Source organism: Paralcaligenes sp. KSB-10 (genome assembly GCF_021266465.1).
Classification (GTDB): Bacteria; Pseudomonadota; Gammaproteobacteria; order Burkholderiales; family Burkholderiaceae_B.
The window spans coordinates 4,036,145-4,059,467 of the sequence record NZ_CP089848.1 but is presented as its reverse complement, the minus strand read 5'-3'; the positions used below and the strand labels follow the sequence as shown (position 1 = coordinate 4,059,467).

20 protein-coding genes and 1 tRNA gene are annotated in these 23,323 nt (G+C 59.3%); 7 read left to right on the top strand and 14 right to left on the bottom strand.

The annotated features are described in order from the left end of the window. Window positions 1-9 precede the first annotated feature (9 nt). Window positions 10-345: a PsiF family protein gene (locus LSG25_RS18580; protein WP_232742357.1), complete on the bottom strand. Its 336-nt coding sequence runs from the start codon at window positions 343-345 to the stop codon at window positions 10-12. A gap of 248 nt (window positions 346-593) precedes the next feature. On the opposite strand from LSG25_RS18580, the gene LSG25_RS18575 reads away from it, so the two are divergent. After that, on the top strand, window positions 594-1,409 hold the full coding sequence (locus tag LSG25_RS18575; RefSeq protein ID WP_232742356.1) for a sulfite exporter TauE/SafE family protein: 816 nt from the start codon (window positions 594-596) through the stop codon (window positions 1,407-1,409). 53 nt (window positions 1,410-1,462) lie between these two features. On the opposite strand, the gene LSG25_RS18570 is transcribed toward LSG25_RS18575, so the two are convergent. Beyond that, window positions 1,463-2,371, bottom strand: coding sequence for a LysR family transcriptional regulator (locus LSG25_RS18570; protein WP_232742355.1), 909 nt, complete (start codon window positions 2,369-2,371; stop codon window positions 1,463-1,465). Between the two features lie 111 nt (window positions 2,372-2,482). Here LSG25_RS18570 and LSG25_RS18565 point away from each other — a divergent pair, with 111 nt between their 5' ends. From LSG25_RS18565 to LSG25_RS18550, 4 genes are all read left to right on the top strand, one after another. Further along, window positions 2,483-3,742: an aromatic ring-hydroxylating dioxygenase subunit alpha gene (locus LSG25_RS18565; protein ID WP_232742354.1), complete on the top strand. Its 1,260-nt coding sequence runs from the start codon at window positions 2,483-2,485 to the stop codon at window positions 3,740-3,742. A 1-nt stretch (window position 3,743) separates the two neighbouring features. Further along, window positions 3,744-4,217, top strand: coding sequence for an aromatic-ring-hydroxylating dioxygenase subunit beta (locus LSG25_RS18560; protein ID WP_232742353.1), 474 nt, complete (start codon window positions 3,744-3,746; stop codon window positions 4,215-4,217). 7 nt (window positions 4,218-4,224) lie between these two features. After that, window positions 4,225-4,539 carry a non-heme iron oxygenase ferredoxin subunit gene (locus LSG25_RS18555; protein WP_232742352.1) on the top strand — a complete coding sequence of 105 codons (315 nt, stop codon included), beginning with the start codon at window positions 4,225-4,227 and terminating at the stop codon, window positions 4,537-4,539. A gap of 105 nt (window positions 4,540-4,644) precedes the next feature. Continuing rightward, window positions 4,645-5,766, top strand: a complete 1,122-nt coding sequence (locus tag LSG25_RS18550) for an MFS transporter (protein WP_232742351.1) — start codon at window positions 4,645-4,647, stop codon at window positions 5,764-5,766. A 7-nt stretch (window positions 5,767-5,773) separates the two neighbouring features. Here the strand turns inward: LSG25_RS18550 and LSG25_RS18545 are convergent, their stop codons facing one another. The 7 genes from LSG25_RS18545 to LSG25_RS18520 form a co-directional block, all read right to left on the bottom strand. Beyond that, on the bottom strand, window positions 5,774-7,222 hold the full coding sequence (locus tag LSG25_RS18545; protein WP_232742350.1) for a DUF3300 domain-containing protein: 1,449 nt from the start codon (window positions 7,220-7,222) through the stop codon (window positions 5,774-5,776). Between the two features lie 137 nt (window positions 7,223-7,359). Continuing rightward, a complete protein-coding gene (locus LSG25_RS18540) occupies window positions 7,360-7,788 on the bottom strand; it encodes a hypothetical protein (RefSeq protein ID WP_232742349.1) in 429 nt (142 codons plus the stop codon). Window positions 7,789-8,062: 274 nt separating this feature from the next. After that, a complete protein-coding gene (locus LSG25_RS18535) occupies window positions 8,063-8,773 on the bottom strand; it encodes a sulfite exporter TauE/SafE family protein (RefSeq protein WP_232742348.1) in 711 nt (236 codons plus the stop codon). A 137-nt stretch (window positions 8,774-8,910) separates the two neighbouring features. Continuing rightward, window positions 8,911-9,669, bottom strand: coding sequence for a hypothetical protein (locus tag LSG25_RS18530; protein WP_232742347.1), 759 nt, complete (start codon window positions 9,667-9,669; stop codon window positions 8,911-8,913). A gap of 93 nt (window positions 9,670-9,762) precedes the next feature. Further along, a complete protein-coding gene (locus LSG25_RS20535) occupies window positions 9,763-10,005 on the bottom strand; it encodes a winged helix DNA-binding protein (protein WP_370636022.1) in 243 nt (80 codons plus the stop codon). Window positions 10,006-10,181: 176 nt separating this feature from the next. Further along, a tRNA-Pro gene (locus tag LSG25_RS18525) sits at window positions 10,182-10,258 on the bottom strand. A gap of 179 nt (window positions 10,259-10,437) precedes the next feature. Then, window positions 10,438-11,403: a polyprenyl synthetase family protein gene (locus LSG25_RS18520; protein ID WP_232742346.1), complete on the bottom strand. Its 966-nt coding sequence runs from the start codon at window positions 11,401-11,403 to the stop codon at window positions 10,438-10,440. A 297-nt stretch (window positions 11,404-11,700) separates the two neighbouring features. Here LSG25_RS18520 and LSG25_RS18515 point away from each other — a divergent pair, with 297 nt between their 5' ends. Beyond that, entirely contained in the window at window positions 11,701-12,567 is an 867-nt protein-coding gene (locus LSG25_RS18515; RefSeq protein WP_232742345.1) for an ATP-binding protein, read from the top strand. After that, window positions 12,560-13,531: a Nudix family hydrolase gene (locus LSG25_RS18510; RefSeq protein ID WP_232742344.1), complete on the top strand. Its 972-nt coding sequence runs from the start codon at window positions 12,560-12,562 to the stop codon at window positions 13,529-13,531. Before LSG25_RS18515 ends, LSG25_RS18510 begins: the two co-directional genes overlap by 8 nt. Here the strand turns inward: LSG25_RS18510 and LSG25_RS18505 are convergent. From LSG25_RS18505 to zapD, 5 genes are all read right to left on the bottom strand, one after another. Beyond that, on the bottom strand, window positions 13,513-14,967 hold the full coding sequence (locus LSG25_RS18505) for an efflux transporter outer membrane subunit (RefSeq protein WP_232742343.1): 1,455 nt from the start codon (window positions 14,965-14,967) through the stop codon (window positions 13,513-13,515). The genes LSG25_RS18510 and LSG25_RS18505 overlap by 19 nt on opposite strands. Beyond that, window positions 14,960-18,055, bottom strand: coding sequence for an efflux RND transporter permease subunit (locus tag LSG25_RS18500; RefSeq protein ID WP_232742342.1), 3,096 nt, complete (start codon window positions 18,053-18,055; stop codon window positions 14,960-14,962). The genes LSG25_RS18505 and LSG25_RS18500 overlap by 8 nt, the downstream gene beginning before the upstream one ends. Further along, window positions 18,052-21,159: an MdtB/MuxB family multidrug efflux RND transporter permease subunit gene (locus LSG25_RS18495; protein ID WP_232742341.1), complete on the bottom strand. Its 3,108-nt coding sequence runs from the start codon at window positions 21,157-21,159 to the stop codon at window positions 18,052-18,054. The genes LSG25_RS18500 and LSG25_RS18495 overlap by 4 nt, the downstream gene beginning before the upstream one ends. Before the next feature lie 5 nt (window positions 21,160-21,164). Next, window positions 21,165-22,403 carry an MdtA/MuxA family multidrug efflux RND transporter periplasmic adaptor subunit gene (locus LSG25_RS18490; protein ID WP_232742340.1) on the bottom strand — a complete coding sequence of 413 codons (1,239 nt, stop codon included), beginning with the start codon at window positions 22,401-22,403 and terminating at the stop codon, window positions 21,165-21,167. 153 nt (window positions 22,404-22,556) lie between these two features. Further along, entirely contained in the window at window positions 22,557-23,309 is a 753-nt protein-coding gene (zapD, locus tag LSG25_RS18485) for a cell division protein ZapD (protein WP_232742339.1), read from the bottom strand. Between the last annotated feature and the right edge of the window lie 14 nt (window positions 23,310-23,323).

Genomic DNA, 23,323 nt, shown 5'->3' with positions numbered 1-23,323 from the left:
AAGGAACCGCTATTTGGACTTCAGGCAAGTGCTCATGAAGGCTTTGCGGGCATCGCCCTTGAGCGATTTCGCGGAAGCATCCGCATTGCAGGTTTTCATACGTTCTTGCGCCGCATTTGCGGGCTTGGCCGGTTCGGTTTCGCCTTTCAGGCAGGAACTCATGAACGCTTTGCGGGCGTCGCCGGTTTTCCCGGTGGCGTCTTTGTTGCAAGTGGTCATGCGCTGCTGCTGAGCCGTTTTGGCCGTGGGAGCGGCGGATGCGGCTGGCGTGGCTGCAAAAACAGGGGCTGCGACAAAGCCGCAAAGAGCCGTGGCAGCCAGAAAGACGCGAGTCGATGCAAACATGGAACACCTCATTAGGAAGTAAGGCACAAAAGGTGTTGATATATTGAGGCCACAGGTCGTTCTGCGCAAGAGGCAAGCCCATGCTGTGTTAAAACCCCAATCAATATAACAATTAAGTATATATTTATAACCAAAAATAATTATAATAATTCCTCCTTGTACATTCTCTCCTTTCCAGATTGCACTTACATGGCCGACCGTATGGATTCTGCAATAGAGCTTGTTTGTATGCATGGGTTGGAAAATCCATGCTCCTAGTCAGTTTTCTGGGCGTTTTCATAGGCCTGGTCATGGGGCTGACGGGTGCCGGAGGAGGCATACTGTCCGTACCCGCCCTGGTCGTAGGCCTGGGTTTCAGCATGACAAGCGCCGCCCCCGTAGCCTTGATGGCCGTGGGCATTTCCGCCCTGGTCGGCACACTCGACGGCCTGAGCAAGAAAATAGTCCGCTACAAGGCAGCCCTGCTGATGGCTATTCTGGGTGCCTTGTTCTCGCATCTGGGCATTACGCTGGCCCATATCATTCCCGACCTTTTCCTCATGACGCTGTTCAGCGCCATTATGCTGCTGGTGGCCTGGCGCATGTTCCGGCAGGCCCGCCAGATCAAAAACCCGGTCCAGCCCGGGGCTTCGGAACTGAAGCCTTGCGTGCTCAATCCCACCACCGGCAAATTGCACTGGACGCGGCGCTGCGCCGCCACACTGGCGGGCATAGGGGCCTTGACCGGACTATTCGCCGGCATGCTGGGAGTGGGTGGCGGCTTCATCATCGTGCCTGCCTTCAAACGCTATACCGATATAGACATGCACAGCATCGTCGCCACATCGCTCGCCGTGATCGCCCTGGTCTCGATGAGCACGGTGGCCGGCATAGTCCTGCACGGAACCCGTATTTCCGGCATGGGCTGGAACTTTGTGGGAGCCGCCGTGGCGGGAATGATACTGGGCCGCCTCGCTTCGCCGCATATTCCCTCTCGCCTGCTGCAAATCGGCTTCTCGGGCATAGCAACGCTGGTCGCGGTAATCATGCTGGTCAAAACGTATTGGCCGGCCGCCTTTTCCTGATCGCAAACAAATGACGCAGGCCAGGGCAAAGCCCATCCGGCCCGCGGGCCTGCTTAGGGCCCGAAGGAAAATGTTTCGAATATCAATTGGCGCAGCCACTGATTGCCCGGCTCGCGGTGATTCTTGCCGTGCCACAGCACATTGATGACGATGTCGGGAATCTTGATCGGACACGGCGCAAACATCAGATCGAAAGGCTTGAGCGTGCTTTCGGCGTAGGCTTGAGGCACCACCGCAATCATGTCGGTGCTTTGCAATATGTGTCCCACAGCCACGAAATGCGGTACGCGCAAACGCACGTCATCGACCAGGCCTGCCCGCTGTATGGCCTGGTCGACCATGCCGTGCCCGGTCCCGGCCGCCACAATCATCACACGCCTGGCGGCCTTGAACGCTTTCAGGCTAACGCCGTTCGTGGCCAGCCGGTGGCCGCGGCGAAATACGCACACATAGCGCTGGCGGAACAGCCTTTGCTGAAAAAAGCCGCGGTTCAGATCAGGCAAAAAACCGATCGCCAGATCCACCTGCCCGTTCTCCATTTCATTGCGCAAACTGGTCGTGGTATCCCGCACCGTACTGATGGACACACCAGGCGCCGCTTTTGCCAATCGCCGCATCAGTTCGGGGAGAAAATAGATTTCGCCGATATCGGACATGGCAATGGTGAAATTGCGCGTACTGGTTCCAGGCTGGAACACAGGCGATGTATTAAGGGACGAATAGATTGTGCCGAGCGCCTGGGCAACGGGTTCGGCCAGCTCGCTGGCAAAGGGCGTGGGCGCCATGCCCCGCGACACCCGAACAAACAATTCATCGCCCATCGTCTTGCGCAATCGGTTCAGCGCATTGCTGATTGCCGACTGCGACAGGCCCAGTGCCTGAGCCGCCTGCGAAACACTGCGCAAACGCTGCAGCTCGTTGAAGACAAGCAGCAAATTCAGGTCTATGTCCTTGAGTTCCATGATTTTATATTATCACTAATAGTGATAGATATTATTTACGTAATTCTATTTATAAATAGATTCGAATGGTGCATTATTTCCCAAACAAGCACAACGATGCCGGAGACCACAATGCACTCACTTCCCGACGCAGCCAGTCCTGAGCTTTGCTGGAGCACAGAGGGCTCCAGCCGAATACCGTTCCGGGCCTATACCGACGACGCCTTATACCGACGCGAACTCGAGCGCTTCTTCTATACCGCCCACTGGAACTACGTGGGCCTGGAGGCCGAAATCCCCAATCCGGGCGACTTCAAGCGCACCACTATCGGCGAACGCTCGGTCATACTCGTGCGCGCCCATGACCAGGAAGTGCAGGTCGTCGAAAATGTCTGCGCCCACCGCGGCGTGCAGTTCTGCCGCGAAAAATCCGGCAATCGCCAGGACTTCACTTGCCCCTATCATCAATGGAACTATGACCTCAAAGGCAATCTGCTGGGGGTGCCTTTTCGCCGCGGGGTCAAACAGAACGGCAAGATCAACGGCGGCATGCCGGCAGATTTCGATCCCCGCGACCACGGGTTGACCAGGCTCAAGGTCGCGCTGCGCAACGGTGTGATCTTCGCCTCCTTCGACCACTCGGTCGAATCGCTGGAAGAATACCTGGGCCCCGTCATACTGGGCTACTTCGACCGGGTTTTCGACGGCCGCAAACTGACCATCCTGGGCTATAGCCGCCAAAGAATCCCGGGCAACTGGAAACTGATGCAGGAAAACATCAAGGACCCCTACCACCCCGGCCTGCTGCATACCTGGTTCGTAACTTTCGGCCTGTGGCGCGCCGACAACCAGTCCGAGCTGAAAATGGATGAAAAATTCCGCCACGCGGCCATGATTTCAACCAGGGGTACGGGCGGCAAAGGAGCCGTCACGGCAGGCGTGTCCAGCTTCAAGGAGCAGATGACCCTGCATGACGACCGTCTGCTCGATGTTGTGCAGGAAGACTGGTGGAAAGGGCCCACGGCTGTCATGCTTACCCTGTTTCCCAGCGTCATCATCCAGCAACAGGTAAATTCGGTATCGACCCGGCACATTCAGCCCGCAGGCCCCGACTCCTTCGACTTCATCTGGACGCACTTCGGCTTCGAGGAAGATACAGCCGAGATGACGCGCCGCAGGTTGCGCCAGGCCAACCTGTTCGGCCCCGGGGGCTTTGTATCGGCCGACGACGGCGAGGTAATCGAATTTTCCCAGGAAGGATTCAGGCAGAAGCCGTCGCACAGCACGCTGGCCGAACTGGGGGGCCGCACAGTTGAAAACACGGACCACATGGTGACCGAAACCCTGATACGCGGCATGTACGACTACTGGCGCAAAGTGATGGAGTGCTGAAATGATCGACTTCCCCACCTACTACGAGGTCGTATCGCTTTATGCCGAGTACGCCTCGGCGCTCGACAATAACCGCTGGAGCGAATGGCCGGAATTCTTTACCGAGGAATGCACCTACAAGGTACAGCCCCGGGAAAACTACGACCGGGGCTATCCATTGGCTACGCTGTCCTTCGAAAGCAAAGGCATGCTCAAGGACCGCATCTACGGGGCCACGGAAACCATCTTTCACGAACCCTATTACCAGCGCCATGTGATCGGCTTGCCGAAAATCGGCAAGACAAGCGACTCCCGCATCGAGGCCGAAGCCAATTACTCGGTATTTCGCACGCGCTCGGACGGCGTCTCGATTGTGTACAACGTCGGCCGCTACATCGATATTATCCAGCGCGGCAACGACGGCCTGAAGTTCGAATCGCGCCTTTGCATCTTCGATACCGAAATGATCCCGAATTCGCTGATCTATCCAATCTGAGAACCTCATGGACGAAAACTGGAACCCGGCCATCGCCGCGACCGAAGTGCCCGCCGACGATGTGGTGGCCGTAAATGTGGACGGGCGGGAAATCGCCCTCTATCAGGCCGAAGGCGAGTATTTCGCCACCGACAATATCTGCACGCACGGCCATGCCCGATTATGCGACGGCTTTCTTTACGGTCACGAAATCGAATGCCCGCTGCACCAGGGCCGATTCGATATACGCAATGGGCACGCCGTTTGCGCACCGGCCACGCAGCATATCAAGTGCTATCCGGTACGGGTTGAAAACGGCCAGGTGCTGGTGAACCTGGCTTAGAGCCCGCCTGAAACCGGTCTATCGTAGAATGTCCAGTTTGGCCGTCGAGAAAGATGCTTGTCGGGCCGGCATCGACACTTGGCAGCCAGTGAGCACTGGACATCCATGAGTGGCGACCCCACGCAATCAACCGACAGAAACTCCCGAAATGCGGCCCTGGTGCTGGGCATGTCGCTACCTGCCGATACCGTTCTTTATCTGGTGTTGCCAATTTATGCGTCGCAATTCGGTATAAGCCTGGCCGAGGCCGGCATGCTGCTGGCAGCCAATCGGCTGATTCGGATAGCGGGCTACAGCACAGTGGCCAGACTTTATGCCAAGCATGGCGACCGCGCCGCATGTACCATCGCCGCGGTCATTGCATCGATTTGCGCCCTGGGCTACTCGTTTTTTTCAGGCTTCTGGGCCCTCGTCATAGTACGATTGCTGTGGGGGCTTTCCTACGCGGCCTTGAACCTTTCCACGCAGGCGCTCGCAACGGCCGATCTGGCCGGAGCCTCGCGCAGAACCGGCCAATCGCGCGCCCTGATTGCCCTGGGGCCCATGCTGGCGCTGCCGCTCTCCGCTTTTTTCGCCGAACAGTTTTCCCCGCGGCCGTTCTTCCTGGTGCTGGCATTGATCGCACTGTGTTCGATCCCGCTGGCATTGAAGCTCCCCGCGGGCCAGGGCCATGTCAGGCCGCAAGGTCGCCGCTTCAAACTGCCCGGCAGCCTGGACATTTGGTCCTTCGTCGAAGGCCTGGTCCTGGACGGCCTTTTCATTGTCGGGCTTTCATTTCTGGGGCAAAGCATCGCGCCTACCGGAGCGGTATTGATTGCCGGCCTGCTATTGGCCTTGCGTTATCTGGCGGAAATTCTGCTCAGCCCGGTGGGAGGTCAAGTGGCCGAGAAGTACGGCCCCGAACACATGCTGATCATGCTGTCGCTGATGACAGCGATTGCATTGGTGGGCTTCGGCGCCGGCTGGCTATGGGTCTGCGCGGCCGCGGTGGTTATCCTGCGCGCACTGCAACTACCCCTGATTGCGCCTATTGTTGCTCATCGGTACCCGGGCCCGCAAAGAGTGCATGCCCTGGCTGCCCGCTCGATCTGGCGCGATATAGGTGCCGGTGTAGGGCCCATCCTGGCAGGCTTCCTGCTGCCCGTCACGCCTTCCCTTGTTCTGTACGGAGCGGCGGCGGCCTGCCTGGCAATGGCCGCCCTGGCCTGCCGCAGCGACAGGCGCTGAACGCCGATCAGCGACGATCGCCATCCCGATGCTCGCCTCGCCCCCTGGACGGCCGTTCGCCGCCAGCCTGGGAATGCCGTTCTTCCCGCTGCTGCGCCGCCGGCCGCTGCTGTTGCTGGGGTCGCTGCTGCTGTTGCGGGCGCTGCTGCTGTTGCGGCCGTTGTTGTTGCTGCGGCCGTTGCGGCGTTTCTCGAGTGCGCGCGGCGGGCGGAGGCTGTGAAATATTCCGAAACGGCGTGGCGGAATGGTTAGGCCCCGCGTCGGGCCGACGCGTGCGATTGATATTGGCGGGCGCCTCCCCGGAGGGAGTCCGATGGCCGCGCGCATTGGGCGCCTGCAAATCGCGTCCATTGCCTCCGAAACCGCCGCTATTGCGATCGCCTCGTTGAGGGGACGACAAATTCGGCGTTGCCAGGCCATTTCCCCGCGCAGCGCCATTTTGACTGCGTTCTATCGCACGCTGTGCATCCTGCCGATTATGTGGATCGTTCAGCTGCCTGCGCCCCGTATCGGCGCGGTTGCGAAACTGCTCGCGCTCGCTGGCGCGCATCCCCGAAGGGCCGCTCTGTCCAAATCGCTGGCGAGCCCCCGGATCACGATATTCCACACCCCGGCGATGCCGCGGATCGTGCTCCCAGCGATTATTGACAATATGAGTGTGATTAAAATAGTTGTAACGATTGATGTTGATATTTACATCGCGGCGATGCCAATCGACATGGCCCCACAAGGCGTTACCCACCACCAGGCCGGCGCCAAAAGAAATAAAGACTCCGGGGGCCGGATAATAGTTCGGTGGATACCAGTAAATGGGCCGATAGGCTGGATATGGCCACGGGCCGTACACCACGAGCGGATTGTAAGTAGGCACATAAATGATATCGGGCTGGACCGGCACGATCTGAATAATGGCCGGACTGCCGTCGCCGACCAGAACTCTCTGCCGGCTACCCGACCTCAGATGCCCGGTCGCCTCGGCGCGCGCCCGCAAGCGCTGCACCGCATCCATCACGTCTTGCTGTTGGCCCAGAAAAGCATCACCCAACTGCTGCGTCCAGTCGATCTTGTCGCTCATCATGAGCAGGACATCGGGAAAGGCAGTCAGGGACTTGACGCTGGGATCCCATGGCTGGCCCTGCACAGCCGCCGATAGCTGCTGATCGGACATGTTTTTGGGTTGCGCCGCACGCCACCGCTGGGCTTCAACGACATCGAGTGGATAGGTTGACGCCATCAGCACTTGCGACAGCAGCGAATCCGGATACAACGCCACCGGCGCCACCAGTTGCTCCAGTTGCGGGGGGCTGAGCAATTCATCCGCCCGCGCGGGAACAAGTGCGGACATGGTTGCAAGCATCGTCAGCGCAAGCATTACCATGGATGCCAGCTTGCGCCACGGCGCATGCAAGGCCGCCCATCCGGCAAATACGGCTTTCGGCAAGCACAAGGTATTCATACTATTGGCTCCAAAACCAGGGAACTTCACGCACCGCCCACGATGCCTCAGAGTAAGACCTTGCGGCTGCCGTTTCGTTCACGCTTCTGAAACTTAATGAAACACCTCATCATGCCACCCGATGGGGAAGCCTGGGGCTAGTGTCTGACCTTGCAGGATTTGGCCAATATATTGTTCACGGGCATAGTCTTGCCGTTGACGTCCTGCTCGCCTTGTTGCGTCAGCATATTGCCATTGGCCTGGCCGACAGTGTCCAGCGTGAATTTATCGGTAGTCCAGGTATAGCCGCTGCCCGTAAAGGCAATGCCGACCATATCGGTTTTGCTGCCGGTGTCGCGGGTCAAGTCGATAGCCTGGTTGTTGTAGATCAGCTTGGCCGTCACGGCGTCAGTGCCCTGGAAGGTATATTGCACGCTAAGCGCCTGCTGGGCCTGGGCGGAACATGAATACTCCACCGTTTTCTGCGTCAATTCGTTGGCTTTCTTTCCTTCTTGCGGCGTAGAGCATGCGGCAAGCCCGGCACACAACACCAGACCAGTAATACGAGCCAGATGGTAATTTTTCATGTTTATTCCTTTAAGATTCTAGGCATAAGCACCTACTCTTGAAGTTTTTATACCACCCGCACCAGCCAGCTCCTGTAAGAGCGCGTGTCAAATTGACTCCGACTAAAACGTCGATGCCGGCCCGCAAACAAGCCCCGCACGCCCACACAGGACGGCAATACGTTCCCTACTCGAAGTCATGGATGCGCCCTCTCGCGCGGCCGTAACGGCAGGCGATCTGCTTGCATGCTGTTTCATGTCGCTTCTTTCTGTGTTGCAAAAAGAAAATCGGCGCTTACGCACGCAGCAGAATAATGGCGCCCGATATCAGCGCAAAGATCAGTACCGCCTTGCGCAGGATTTTTGCGTTGACGCGATGATGGATCAAATGACTCACCCACATGCCGGCCAGTAGCGCCGGCATCATGACCAGCGCCGACATGAATTGATGCGGGCTCGTGCGGCCACTCAAGGCCAGTACTGCCAGCGATACGATTTGCCCTATCAGGAAGCACAGTGCCACCGTCGCACGCAAGGTGGCTACCGGCATATGCTGGCACACAATCGCCAACGGCGGGCCGCCAATGCCCGTAGCGGTTTCCGCAACACCTGTGATTGCCCCGGCGATTGCCAGTGCCTTTTTACCAGGATTGAAGGCAGGAATCAGGAACGACGCCAGCGACGCAAGAACAATAGCGATTCCGATCAGCGTGCTTAACCATGCCAGGGGAATGGCGACAAGAATCCAAACACCGCCGAATGTGCCCAGAATGCGTCCCAGCGAGATCCATTGCGTAGCGTGATAGTCGATGGCGTGCCGCTCGCGCAGCACCACATAAATATTCAAAGGCACCATCATGATCAACAGCCAGACCGGCAGCAGGCCTGGCTCAACGAACGCAATCACCGGTGCGGAAATCAATGCAAAACCCATGCTGGTAGTGCCCTGGGTCAGGGCCGCGACAAACACGGTAAGCGCTACCAGCGCAATCTGGAATTCGGTCAAATCACTTGCCTAGTCGGAATGACGCATGCCAAGGCTGCGGAAAAGGCGCAGTTTAGCATCGGTGCAACCTCTCCAGGCGGCCGGAGCTCGTTCTTCGATTCCTTGTGTCAACAAGCGAGCAGGCCACACACTGCACTTCAATGAGCCCGTGCCGCCGCCCTTTGCCTGAAAAATAAAATGCAGGTCAGCATAAAAGCAAAAAGAGCAGCCGAAGCGGAATAACGGCTCAACGCCAGGCCACCGGCGCTGAGCGGTTTATCAAGAAAATCGCCAACCACCGCTCCAAGTGGGCGAGTAAGGATGAATGCCGCCCAGAACAGCGCGGTGCGAGATATCCTGGTCCGGTAGTACGCCACAGCAATCAGTGCCAACAAGGCGCTAAATACCAAGGCACCTCCTTCGTAGCCCAGCCCGGCGGTGTCGGCGGTCCAGTCGCCTAGCGCAGTCCCCAGAGTCTGGGAAAACATGACCGTCACCCAATAAAACATCTCTGCTTTTGGAGAGCTGACGGCCTCGACCGATACAGTCCCAAGCGACCGATGCCAAATAAATAGTGACGCCATCAGCAGGATAAACAGCAAGGACGATCCCCCCGCATATCCAATTCCAAGGGAACGATCCGCAAAATCGGCCAAGGTGGTCCCCACTGTCGTCGTTGCAATAATCGTGGCCCAATAAAGAAACGGATGAAAGCGCTTTGCATTGACTTGAGCGGCCACGGCAATCAGGAAAATTACCGCAAAAATTGCCGTCCCGACAAGGTATCCAAGATTCATGGACATGGTCACCGAATCACCACCCGTTTCACCCAGCGTGGTAGCGGCGATTTTTATAATCCAGAAGATCAAAGTGACCTCCGGGACCTTGCTCAAAGCGTGTGCAGTTGAATTGTTCACATCGACTCCATTTAATTTCCATTTTGGAAGCTCGACACGAAGTCTGACACTCTAAACTTAGGCTAGACATAGGTTAAAGGCAGCGCCGTTTCGCTACCCATCTGCTTCCGCAGTGCCCGAAAGTCCCGCGGCAAGCACCCGCCCGCCCTCCGCGCTCAGATGCAAGAAGGACTTGCGTCTGTCTTTCTTGTCGGCGGTATATGTGACCAAGCCTTTTTGAGAAAGTTCATATCCAGCCCGGCTTACCTGACTGTAGTCCAAGTGCGAAAACTGAGCGATATCGCCCGACGAGGATGGGCGCCCGAGCCGGCTAAGCGCACCACAGTACCTGGAGATGGACTATGCCTACTCTTCATGAGGGGCACGCCGGTAATACACAGCACATGTCGTGTGAAAGTGGATTTCGCGCGGCCCGACGCCGGCTTTAGTCCCAATAGCGTCGAAATACGACACACCCTCGCAATAAAAAACAAAAGCCCCTGAAGTATCAGGGGCTTTTTATCGGAATATATTGGTCGGGGCGAGAGGATTTGAACCTCCGGCTCCTGCGTCCCGAACGCAGTACTCTACCAGGCTGAGCTACGCCCCGATTTAATGCCAAATGATTTGCCGTGGGCCATATTGCTGCCTTTGTACCGGGCTATGTACCCAGGACTGACCCGCCTGCGAGCAATCCGCTTACCGGCAAATCCAACGGCAAGACGAGCATTTTAGCAAAACCCGGCGATTCCGTTTGAGAGCAACTAAATAACCCCGTCCACGAACAACTTAATGATTCCGTTCGACGGCGAAAGAGCAAAATTCTAACAAAGATTCCAGCTGAACGGAAACCGGATAGGCGGCCAGGGCCTCGCGGGCCCGCCCGGCTTCGGCGACCGCCGCCTGGCGCGTGTAGTCCAGCGCGCCGGTATCGTGGATGGCCAGCGCCACGGCTTCAAAGTCGGCCTCGCCGGTTTTGATGGCGTCCCGGATCAATGTCTTCTGGGCCTCGGTACCGATCTCCATGACACGAATCAGCGGCATGGTGGGCTTGCCTTCGCGTAAATCGTCGCCCACGTTCTTGCCCAGCGCATCGACATCGCCGCTGTAGTCGAGTACATCGTCGATCAGTTGGAACGCGGTGCCGATATGACGACCATAGGCGGCCGCGGCGGCCTCCTGTTCGGGCGTAGCCCCGGCAATGACGGCGCCGACCTGTGCCGAAGCTTCGAACAGCTTGGCCGTTTTGTACCGCACCACCTGCAGGTAGCGCTCCAGCGATACCTCGGGATCGTGCACATTCATGAGCTGCAGCACCTCGCCCTCGGCAATGATGGTGGTCGCCCCCGACAAGATGGACATGACCTGCATCTTGTCGGTTTCAACCATCATTTCAAAAGAACGGGAATACAGGTAATCGCCCACCAGTACGCTGGCCGCGTTGCCGAACACCGCATTGGCCGTGCTGCGGCCGCGGCGCATATCGGACTCGTCCACCACATCGTCGTGCAGCAAAGTGGCCGTATGAATGAACTCGACGACCGCGGCCAGCAAATGATGATGCGTTCCCTGGTAGCCCAGGGCCTTGGCAATCATGAGCAACAAGGCGGGGCGCATGCGCTTGCCGCCCGCGCCCACAATATAGTCGCCGATCGTGCGTATCATGACAACGTCGGAACTCAGGCGGGAGCGAATAACCGCATCGACCGCTTTCATATCCTCTGCAATGGGGGCAAGCAACTCGGCGAGATTCAAAACAGGGTCCGGGTTTAAAGTAAGCCAAAGGGCAAAATCAACAAGGCCGCCTTTCTGCCAATCATTTGGGCCGACAGCGCCGGCACGCGCGGCGTGAACCTCTGAACAGCAAGGTACGGCCGTGCAAATCCAAACAGTTACAAAATCTGGCGGATCAAGGCTGGGATTATACGTTCTTGCGCGAACATCACACATAACACGGCCCCGGATGCCAATGCACCCAAATCGCAATTCCTGCAAGACCGGGCATAAATTGGCGATAATAGCGGTTTGCCCCAATTCCATATGGAGAACTCAGTGAGTGCCACCGACTTAAGCACGCTTATTCAACGCGCCGAACGCGTACTGGCGCAATTAGAAGCGTGGCTTCCTCCGGCACCGCCGGAAACGGATTGGTCGGCGCATGCTTTTCGTTGGCGCAAACGCAGCAATCGCGGCTGGCTCGATGCCGTCAAGCATGTATCGCTCATCAACCTTGACGACCTGCAGCATGTCGAGCGCCAGAAAGGCATTATTGATCGCAACACGCAGCATTTCCTGCAGAAAAAGCCGGCCAACAATGTGCTCATGACAGGCGCCCGCGGCACCGGCAAGAGCTCGCTGGTCAAGGCCATGCTGGCCGCCTATGGATCACGCGGCTTGCGGCTCATCGAGGTCGACAAGGCCGATATGGGCGATTTGGGCGATATCGTCGACCTGGTCGGCCAGCGCAGCGAACGTTTCATTATCTTTTGCGACGACCTGTCCTTCGAGGAAGGCGAAGCCGGCTACAAGGCGCTCAAGTCGGTGCTGGATGGTTCGATCTCATCGTCGGGCGATAACGTGCTGATCTACGCCACGTCGAATCGGCGCCATCTCATGCCCGAATACATGAGCGAGAACCTCAGCGCTCAGCATCAGTCCGACGGCGAAATCCATCCCGGCGAAACGGTTGAAGAAAAAATCTCGCTGTCGGAACGATTCGGGCTGTGGCTGTCGTTTTACCCATTCAAGCAGGACGACTATCTGGACATTGTGTATTACTGGCTCAAAGAGCTCGGCTGCACCAATGCCGATATCGAAGCCTCGCGTACCGAAGCGCTGCAATGGGCGCTCGAGCGCGGTTCGCGTTCCGGCCGCGTCGCGCGTCAGTTCGCCCGCGACTGGTCGGCCCGTCATGTCTAAACCGCTCATCAATGTCGCCGCCGGCATGATCCAGCGTGCCGACGGCTCGCTGCTGCTGGCCGAGCGCCCCGCCGACAAGCCCTGGTCGGGCTGGTGGGAACTGCCCGGAGGGAAAATCGAGCCCGGCGAAACCGTGCTCCAAGCCTTGGCGCGCGAACTGAAGGAAGAGCTCGACATCGATATCACCGAAGCCACTCCGTGGATCACTCATGTGCACGAATACCCCAAGAACATCGTGCGCCTGGCGTTTTGCCGGGTTACCGCCTGGAACGGCACGCCCGTCGGGCGCGAAGGCCAGATCCTGGCCTGGGTCGACCCCCAGCAACCGATTACCGTAGGCCAGCTCTTGCCGGCCACCGAACCGCCGCTGCGCTGGCTGCAACTTCCCGACCATTACCTGCTCACCTCCATCGAGCGCAGCGAGAATCTGCCCCGCTTCATGGACTTGCTTACCCAGGCCCTCAAGCGAGGAGTAAGGCTGGTACAGTTTCGCGAACCCGCCTGGTCGGCCCACGCCGCCGAGCACGAGGTCTACTCCGGGTTCAGGCAGGTATTGCAGCGGTGTCGTGAATTTGAAGCGCAGTGCCTCGTCAACAGCAGCCACCCGGCACCGTGGCGAACGCAAGCGGACGGCACACAGTGGCGCGCGGCAGATGCCCGGGCACTGGCCGAGTCAGGCAGCCCGGTTCCCGCACCGGGCCTGATTGGCGTATCGGCTCACACGCTCGACGACCTGGCTGCGGCGCGCGCACTGAATGCTGATTTCGCCGTCCTTGGACATGTGCTCGACACCCCTTCGCACCCGGACCGACCCGGCATGGGCTGGGAACAATTTTCCCGACTGGCCGAGCAAGCCGGACGCCCGGTATTCGCCATCGGCGGACAATCCGCCCAAACCCGGCCGATCGCACGGGAACACGGTGCACACGGCATTGCCGGCATCCGTCATTTGCTGCTCGCCTGATGATTGTCGGCCGGCTGGGGCACCTGCCAGCCGCCGCCCAGCGCGGCAATCAATTGCACGCTGGCCACCAGTCGAGCCGCTCTGAGCGCCAGCGCCGAACGTTCAGTGCTCAAGGCGGTGGTTTCAACCTGCGCAACACTCAGGTAATCGATTATTCCGGCCTGGTACTGGTTTTCCGTCAGGCGCAGGGATTCGCGCGCCGAGGCCAGGGCCCGGTCCTGGGTCTGCTGTTCCCGGGCCATCACGCTTAATTGCACCAGGTAATTTTCGACCTCCTGCAAAGCGCCCAAAACCGTCGAACGGTAGGCGGCGACTTGCGCATCGTAGGCCGCGCGCGACTGTTCAATATTCGCCTGGCGCGCACCGCCGTCGAACAGCGTCATGGCCAATGCCGGCCCCAGGGACCAGAAACTGGCCGGCGCCGCCAGCCATAGCGCCAACTGGCTATTGCTGAAGCCGCCGCTGGCGCTCAGGGTCAGGTCCGGAAACCAGGCCGCCTGGGCCACGCCGATCTTGGCATTGGCCTCGGCGGTGCGGCGCTCGGCGGCGGCCACATCAGGGCGGCGCTCAAGCAATTGCGACGGCAGGCCGACTGGAATTTCAGGCACGGTTCCCACCGTCTGGTCTGGAGCAAGCGCGAAACTCGACGGGGCCTGCCCTGTAAGCACCGCCAGCGCATGCTCGTACTGCGCGCGCTGCCATTCCAGCGCCAATGCGTCGGTACGCGCGTTCTCCAGTTGAGTGCGGGCGGCTTCCACATCGGCCTGCGCCGCCACGCCCGCATGGTAGCGGTTCTCGGTCGTCGTCAGGGAACGCTGATAGGCGGCAAGCGTCTGGACGTATAGCCGTTTCTCCGCATCCAGCGCGCGTAAATTGAAATAGGTTTGCGCCAGGGTCGATTGCATGCTCAAGCGCGTTGCCGCCACATCGGCCGCACTCGCTTCAAGGCCCGCCCGGCTCGACTCCACCGAACGCCGCACCTTGCCCCAGATGTCGGGTTCCCAGCTTACCGCGCCGCTAAGCTCCGATTGGCTGCTCTTGCTGCTGCTGGAACCCGAACCGGTGTCGGGACTGCGGCTGCCGGAGCGCGTCGAAGACAAGCCCCCCGTTACGGTCGGGAAAAAGCCGGCCCTGGCGGATTTCACCAACGCTTGCGCCTGACGGTACTGGGCCTCGGCTTGCGCAATGTTCTGGTTGGATGCGAGCAAGCCATCCATAAGCCCATTGAGCACGGAGTCGTTGTAGCTGCGCCACCAGTCGGCACGCAAGCCCGTGTCGCCAGGCTGCGCGAGTTTCCAGCCTTTTGCTTCTTTGTACCCGTTCCCCACGGAAACAGTCGGCCGCTGATAATTCGGCCCCACCGCGCACGCGCCGAGCAAAGCCGTCAGCACGACAAGCGCCGAATTTCTCAAGATTTTTTTATGCAAATTAACCATGTGCAGGCTGCCCCCGCTTGCGTTTGGCCCACAAACGGAAGCGATCCAGATATAAATAAACAACGGGTGTGGTGTAGAGCGTCAGGATCTGGCTGAGGATCAGGCCGCCGACAATGGTCAGGCCCAGCGGCCGGCGCAATTCCACGCCGGCACCCGAAGCCAGCACCAGGGGCAGCGCGCCAAACAGCGCCGATACCGTCGTCATCATGATAGGGCGAAACCGGATCAGGCACGCCTGGTATATGGCATCGCGCGAGGACAGGTTCTGCTCACGCTCGGCCTGCAGGGCAAAATCCACCATCATGATGGCATTTTTCTTGACTATGCCGATCAGCAGAAATACTCCGATCAGCGCAATCAGCGTAAATTGTTCGCCCAGCAGCATCAGGGCCAGCAAGGCACCTATACCCGCAGACGGCAAGGTCGACAGAATCGTAATGGGATGCACATAGCTTTCGTAGAGCATGCCCAGCACGATATACATGGTGACAAGCGCCGCCAGGATCAACCAGGGCTGCTGCGCCAGAGACTGCTGCAAAGCCTGCGCATCGCCCTGGAAGCCCGCCTGTATTTCCCGGGTCGGCAAGCCGCTGCGCGCCACTGCATTGTTGATGGCCTGGAGCCCCTGGTCCAATGCCACGCCGGGCGCCAGGCTGAACGAAACCGTATCCGCGGCGAACAAGCCCTGGTGCTGCACACTGAGCGGCGAATTGCCAACCTCGAAATGGGCAAATGCGGACAGCGGCACTCTGTTGCCGCCGGCCGTGACCACCTGCACCAGCTTGAGCGATTCGGCATTCTGGGCATAGCGCTGATCCAGCCCCATGACCACATGGTATTGATTCAGCCGCCCATAAATGACCGAGATCTGCCGCTGGCTGAACGAATTATTCAGCGTCGACGCAATCAGGCCCATATTGACGCCCAGGCGGGTTGCCGCGTCGCGGTCTATAACCAGATTGACCTGAGTTCCCTTGTCTTCGACGTCGGTGTCCACATCGACCAGTTCGGGCAAGCCGGCCATGATTTTCTGCACCTTGGGCAGCCAGGTCTTAAGCAGCCCCAGATCGCTGGCCATCAAGGTGTAGTCGTAGGACGCCGTGCTGGTTTGACGGCTGCCCATCCGGATGTCCTGCTGCGGCACCAGTGTCAGGCGCGCGCCGGGCACGCCCTGGAATTGGCCGCGCAGGCGATTCACAACCTGCGTTGCGCTGATCTTGCGGACATCCAGCGGCTTGAGTTGTATAAGCAGGAAACTGGAATTGCTTCCGCCGCGACCGCCGGCATAGCCGGTTACGCTTGCAACAGCGGGATCCTGCAGCAGCACTTTGCGAAAATCTTCCAGCTTGGGCAGCATGGCCGTAAAGGAGGTTCCCTGATCGACACGAAAGAATCCCAATAGCTGGCCGGTATCCTGCTGCGGGAAAAAGCCTTTGGGCACGATCTTGTACAAATACACATTGAGTCCGATCGTGATGGCCAGCAACAACATCATGAAGCGCCCATGCGCCAGCGCCCACGACAAGGATCTTTTATATCCGTCCCACAATACTTCGCCCACCGATTGAAAGGTCCGGGCCAGACGGCCCGGCGGCTTTCGAACACGTTCCTGCCGACGCAACAGGCGCGAGCACATCATGGGGGTCAGCGTCAGGGAAACCAGCAGGGACACCATGATGGAAGCCGACAGGGTTACCGCAAACTCGCGGAACAGGCGCCCGACTATGCCGCTCATGAGCAGAATGGGGATGAATACCGCAACCAGGGACACGCTCATCGCCAGCACAGTAAAGCCCACTTCCTTGAGACCGCGTATGGCCGCACGCACCGGAGGCGCGCCCCGTTCTATATGCCGGATGATGTTTTCAAGCACGACGATGGCATCGTCGACCACGAACCCCGCCGCCACAATCAAGGCCATGAGGGAAATGGTGTTGAGCGTGAAATTGAACAACAGCATCAGGCTGAAGGTGGTAATCAGCGATACGGGCACGACAATGCTGGGAATGAGCGCCGCGCGCAGATTGCGCAAAAACAGCAGCACCACCAGCACCACCAGCACCACGGCGATTACCAGAGTCAGCTCTGCCTCGTGCAGGGAAGCGCGTATGCTCGGAGTGCGGTCCTGCGCCACGGTAAGCGTGACATTGGCCGGCAGCATGGCCTGGAAGCTGGGGATCTGGGCGCGAATCGCATCGACGGTCTCGATGATATTGGCATCGGACTGCCGCCGCACGATCAGTGAAATGGCTTTCTGATTGTTGAAGAATCCGGCATTGAAAAGGTCTTCGACCGAATCCGTGACTGTGGCGACATCGCTCAGGCGTATCGGCGCGCCATTGCGCCAGGCCACGATCAGCGGCCGGTACTGCGCCGACTGGGTCAACTGATCGCCTGAATTCAGCAGCCAGTGGTACTGGTCGTTTTCGACCATGCCGTTGGGGCGCAAACCATTGGCATTCACCAGGGCGGTACGCACATCGTCCAACGCCACTCCGGCGCTGTTGAGCGCCTGGGGATTCAGGTCAATGCGTATCGCCGGCAAGGAGCTGCCCCCGACATCGACCTCGCCCACACCTGAAACCTGGGCCAGCTTTTGCGCGAGAATGGTCGACGCCATGTCATACAGCTGCCCCTGCGTTACCGTGGGCGAGGTCAGCGCCAGGACCATGATGGGCGCCGACGCCGGATTGACCTTGTGGTAGGTGGGGTTGCTGCGCAGGCTTGACGGCAGGAGTGTGCGCGAAGCGTTGATGGCGGCCTGCACATCGCGCGCGGCGCTATTGATGTTGCGGCTCAAATCGAACTGCAGGGAGACGCGGGTGGAGCCCTCGGTGCTTCTCGAGCTCATGTCCGTGACCCCGGCAATCGAACCCAGGGCCTGCTCCAGCGGGGTTGCCACGCTGGAGGCCATGGTTTCGGGGCTGGCGCCGGGCATGCTGGCGGAAACCGAAATCATCGGGTAGTCCACCTGCGGCAAAGGAGATACCGGCAGCAGGCCAAAGGCCAGCGCCCCCGTCAGCACCAGCGCCAGGCTCAATAGCGTTGTTGCGACGGGCCGCATGATGAACAGGGCCAGGAACCTCATGGCAAGGCCTCGTCCGGAGCCCTGTCAGCCGCCGGCCTGGGCCGGAAACGACGCGCCAGGCGATCGAAGGCCAGATAAATCACGGGAACAGTAAACAGGGTCAGCAACTGGCTGCACAGCAGGCCGCCTACCATCACCAGGCCCAGGGGCTGCCGCAGTTCCGAGCCTGCGCCCGTAGCCAGCATCAGCGGAATGGCGCTGAACAAGGCCGCCAGCGTAGTCATCAGGATCGGGCGGAAGCGCAGCAGCGCCGCCTCGTGTATTGCCGCCCTGGGGCTCAGGCCTCTGTGACGCTCGGCATCGAGCGCGAAGTCGATCATCATGATGGCATTTTTCTTGACGATGCCGATCAGCAGAATAATGCCGATGACGCCTATCATGTCGAGCTCGGTCCGGCTGATCAGCAGGGCCAGCAGCGCGCCGATCGCGGCCGACGGCAAGGTCGACAGGATGGTGATCGGGTGGATGTAGCTTTCGTACAATATTCCCAACACGATGTACATCGCCACCACGGCAGCCAGAAGCAGCCAAAGAGTGCTGCTCAGCGAGGCCTGGAACGCCTTGGCCGCCCCCTGGAATCGTGTATCGATAGAGGCGGGCAGGCCCATGCCGGCCTCGGCTTTCTGGATCGCATCGACCGCGTCGGACAAAGCCACGCCCGACGCCAGGTTGAAGGACACCGTCGCCGCCGGGAACTGATCCAGGCGTTCGATGGACAGCAAGGTATTGGACTCGACGACGCGCGCCAGGCTGGTCAGGGGAACCGGGGTGCCGCCTGAGGTCGGGACGTAGATCTGCGCCAGCGCCGCCGGGCTCTGGCGATACTGCGGCGCGACTTCCAGCACGACACGATACTGCGACGATTGGGTGAAGATGGTTGAAATCAGCCGCTGGCCGAAGGCATCGTAGAGGGCCTCATCGATGGCCGCAGTGGTCACGCCCAGGCGCGCCGCCGCGTCGCGATCGATGACCAGCGAGGTCTGCAGGCCGCCATTTTGAAAATCGTCGGCCACATCCGTCAGTTGCGGCAGGCCTTGCAGCTTTTGCACAACCTTGGGCACCCATGTGCCCAGCACCGCGCTATCGGGGTCCGACAAAGTCATCTGGTACTGGGTCCGGCTGACCTGATCGTCGATGGTCAGGTCCTGCACCGGCTGCATATAGACTTTGATCTCGGGTATATTTTTCAGCGCCTGATTCAGCCGCCCGATGATGGCCATGGCATTGTCGCTGCGCTCGCCCGTAGGCTTGAGGGCAATCTGCAGGCGGCCCGTATTCAAGGTTGAATTGGTGCCATCGATGCCTATGAACGAAGTCACCGTGGATACTGCCGGATCTTCCAGGATTCGATCGACCGCCTGCTGCTGCCGCCGCGCCATGGACGGAAAGGAAACCGTCTGCGGCGCCTGGCTGATGGCCTGGATCATACCGGTATCCTGTTGCGGGAAAAAACCCTTGGGCACAAGCAGATACAACAAGCCGGTCACGGCCAGCGTACCGACAGCCACCAGCAGGGTGATGCGCTGGTGCGCCAGGACGAAAGACAGGCCGCGATCGTAGCCGCGCACCAGGCCGTCGATCATGGCGCCGGTTTTACGCTGGAAACGGCCGAATTTCATCTCGGACTCGGGCTTGAGCAGACGCGCACACATCATGGGCGTAAGCGTCAGGGAGATCGCCAGCGAAATCAGGATGGCCACCGCCAGCGTAATGGCGAATTCACGAAACAGCCGCCCTATTACGTCGCTCATGAACAGAAGAGGAATCAGCACGGCGATCAGGGACAATGTCAGGGAAACCAGCGTGAATCCTATCTGGGCCGCGCCCTTGAGGGCCGCCTTCAGGGCGGTTTCGCCGGCCTCGATGTGCCGCGCGATATTCTCGATCATGACGATCGCGTCATCGACCACAAAACCCGTGGCAATGGTGAGCGCCATCAGGGTCAGGTTATTGATGCTGAACCCGGCCAGATACATGATGCCGAAGGTGCCGACCAGCGACAAAGGCACCACCACGCTGGGAATGAAGGTTGCCGTCCAGCTGCGCAAAAACACAAAAGTCACCAGCACCACCAGCACTATGGCCAGCACCATCTCGAACAGGACATGGTTGATGGAATCACGAATGGTTTGCGTGCGATCGGTCGCCACGGAGACATCGACCCCAACAGGCAGAGACTGCTTCAGGGAGGGCAGCAGCGCCTTGATGCGGTCCACCACATCGATCACATTGGCCCCGGGCTGGCGCTGGATATTCAGCAGCACCGCGGGCGTCTTGCCTACCCATGCGGCCTGGCGGATGTCCTGCGCATCCTGTACCGCCGTGGCCACATCGCGCAGACGCAGGGGAGCTCCATTCTTATAGGACAAAATCAGCGAGTCATAGTCCTTGACGGAACTGAGCTGATCGTTGGCGTTGATGGTCGTGGAGCGTTCCGGGCCATCCAGGTTTCCCTTGGGCTGATTGGTGCTTGCGCTGGTGATGGCCGTGCGCACATCGGTCAGCGTCAGATTGTGCGATGCCAGTGCCTGCGGATTGACCTGTACGCGTACGGCCGGCCGTTGCCCGCCGGCGATGCTGACCAGGCCCACACCGGATACCTGCGACAGCTTCTGCGCCACACGTATATCGATCAGATCCCGGACCTGATACAAAGGCAAGGTGGGCGAAGTAATGGCCAGGCTTATGACCGGCGTATCGGCCGGATTCACCTTGTTGTAGGTGGGCGGCGTGGGCAGATCGCTGGGCAGCAGGTTCGAAGCGGCATTGATCGCCGCCTGCACTTCCTGTTCGGCCACATCCAGCGGCAAACCCAGATCGAACTGCAGGGTAATCATCGATGAGCCGCCCGAACTCGACGAGCTCATCTGGGACAATCCAGGCATTTGTCCGAATTGGCGTTCCAGGGGCGAGGTCACCAGAGAGGTCATCACTACCGGGCTGGCGCCCGGATACAGGGTTACCACCTGAATGGTCGGATAATCGACCTCGGGCAATGCCGATACGGGCAGGATCCGGTATGCGAGTATGCCGGCAATCAGCACGGCCAGCATTGCCAGCGTCGTGGCAACCGGCCGCATAATGAAAAGGCGCGATAGATTCACGGAAATCAGTGCCCAGTGCGGGTCCGGGAGCCGGCGGGAGCCTTCGGAGCAACAGCTCCTTTGGCCGGCGTACCAGGCACGGCGGCGCCAGTCATGATCTCTACCTGGGCGCCCTCGTTCAAACGATCCAGGCCTTCTGTTACCACCTGCTGGCCGATCGTCAGGCCAGACGTGACCGCAATGCTGCCGCCGTCGACGATTCCGGTCTTGATTGGCTGGATGTGGGCCTTGTTATCCGGCTGGATCACGTAGACAAATGGCCCGATCGAACCTTGCTGCACGGCAATCGTGGGCACCACCGTCGCCTTGTCGTCGGTGCTGACCAGCAAATGCACATTGACGAACTGGTTGGGAAACAGGGACTCGTCGTCATTGTCGAATTTGGCTTTGAGCTTGAGGGTGCCCGTAGCCACGTCGATTTGATTGTCGATCGACATCAGCTCGCCGCTGGCAATCTTGACCTTGTCGTCGCGGCCGTACAAATCGACGGGAAGCTTGCTGCCTTTGTGCCATTCGGCCAGTACTTGCGGCAACTGTGCCTGCGGCAAAGTAAATACCACGGAAATCGGTTGCGTTTGTGTAATGACAACCAGACCGGGAGCGGTCGACGCGGAGATCAGATTGCCCTGATCAACCAACCGCAAGCCCAGCCGTCCCGAAATCGGCGCGGTGATTCGTGTAAAACTCAGTTGCAGCCTGGCGTTATCGACAGCGGCCTGGTCGCTTTTCTGGGAACCCATGTACTGCTGGACCAGGGATGCCTGGGTATCCACCTGCTGCTTGGCGATGGAATTCTGCTTATATAGCAGTTGATAACGCTGCAGGTCGAGGCGCGCATTCTGCAACAGCGCCTCGTTCTGCTTTTGCTGGCCCTCGGCCTGTTCGAGCGCCACCTGGAACGAGCGCGGATCGATCTGCGCAAGCAAATCGCCCTGCTGCACTTTCTGCCCATCGGTGAACGCTATTTTCTGCAGTTCGCCGGCGACGCGGCTGAGCACGGTGACGGTATTGAATGCGGTCACTGTGCCGACGGCATTCAGCGAATAATTGATGCGCCCTGTCTGGACCGTGGCTACCCGGACCGGCACCACATCGGAGGCCCCGCCTCGAGCCTTGCCGGCCGAACCGCCATGCTGTTTGTTGAAGGCCCAATACCCTCCCGCCAGCGCAACTGCAATGACAGCAACCCAAACCCAGGCTCGGGCGGGGCGATGACGATTTGGCTCGGAACCTGGCTCCAACATGCACTACTCTCCGTTTCGGGACGCGATAACCTCGCTATTCTCGCCGATTTGAAGGCTTTCCGAGCACAAATATTGGCCGCATGAAATGGAACGCAACAACTTATTTCCCTTGGCGCGACAAAGCCGTACAAAATTGCGCCCGCAGGGCCTGGCCTATACGTTGCAGCGTGACAACTTGAAAGGAATATCGCGTGTAACCGGCTGAGGCTTCAGATCGCTGTCCTGGGAAGCAAAGCGTATCCAGATCACGTACTTGTTGGCGCTCATTTCGGGGAATACCGCCAGCTCGGGATCAACCCAGACACGCAAAAGCTGAAAAGTCTTGCCGCTGAGCATTTCCTGGTAGGCCCCTTGCCGCGCTTCGAGATTGGCGACATCACTGGATTCGCGCAACAGGCGCAGATTCAGGGAAAGACCTTTGTACAGGGATAAAAACGGGCTTATCCATTGCCGCAAATCGCTCATGCGGGCTTCGTAGGGCTTGATTTGCCAGGAGAAATACGAAGGCATGTCGACCTGCGACGACCCGCCGGGCACGGATATCCGGCCACGCAAACTGGCCAGCCATTCGTTATCGCGCAGGACTTGCCCAACGCGCCCCTGGGAGCTGAGTTCGGCGCTGCTGGCCTGGATCTCGTTGAGCAGGGTGTCGAGGGTGTCGGGGTCGACCCCCGGATGCTGGCGCAGCGCATTGAGCGTGGCGCGCTGCCGCTCGAGATCTTGCAGGATGGAGCCCTTGAGATCGGTTCGATCGCAGATATCGAGCACATCGAACAGTGTCGCAACCGCCACCTGCTGATAACGCGCGTCGGAGCCTTCGGCGAAAAAAAACAGCCTGTTAAACAAATGCTCGACTCTGAGCAGAGCCCTAACGCGTTCATTGCAAGGATATTCGTAAAGAATCACGCGACCAAGAACCT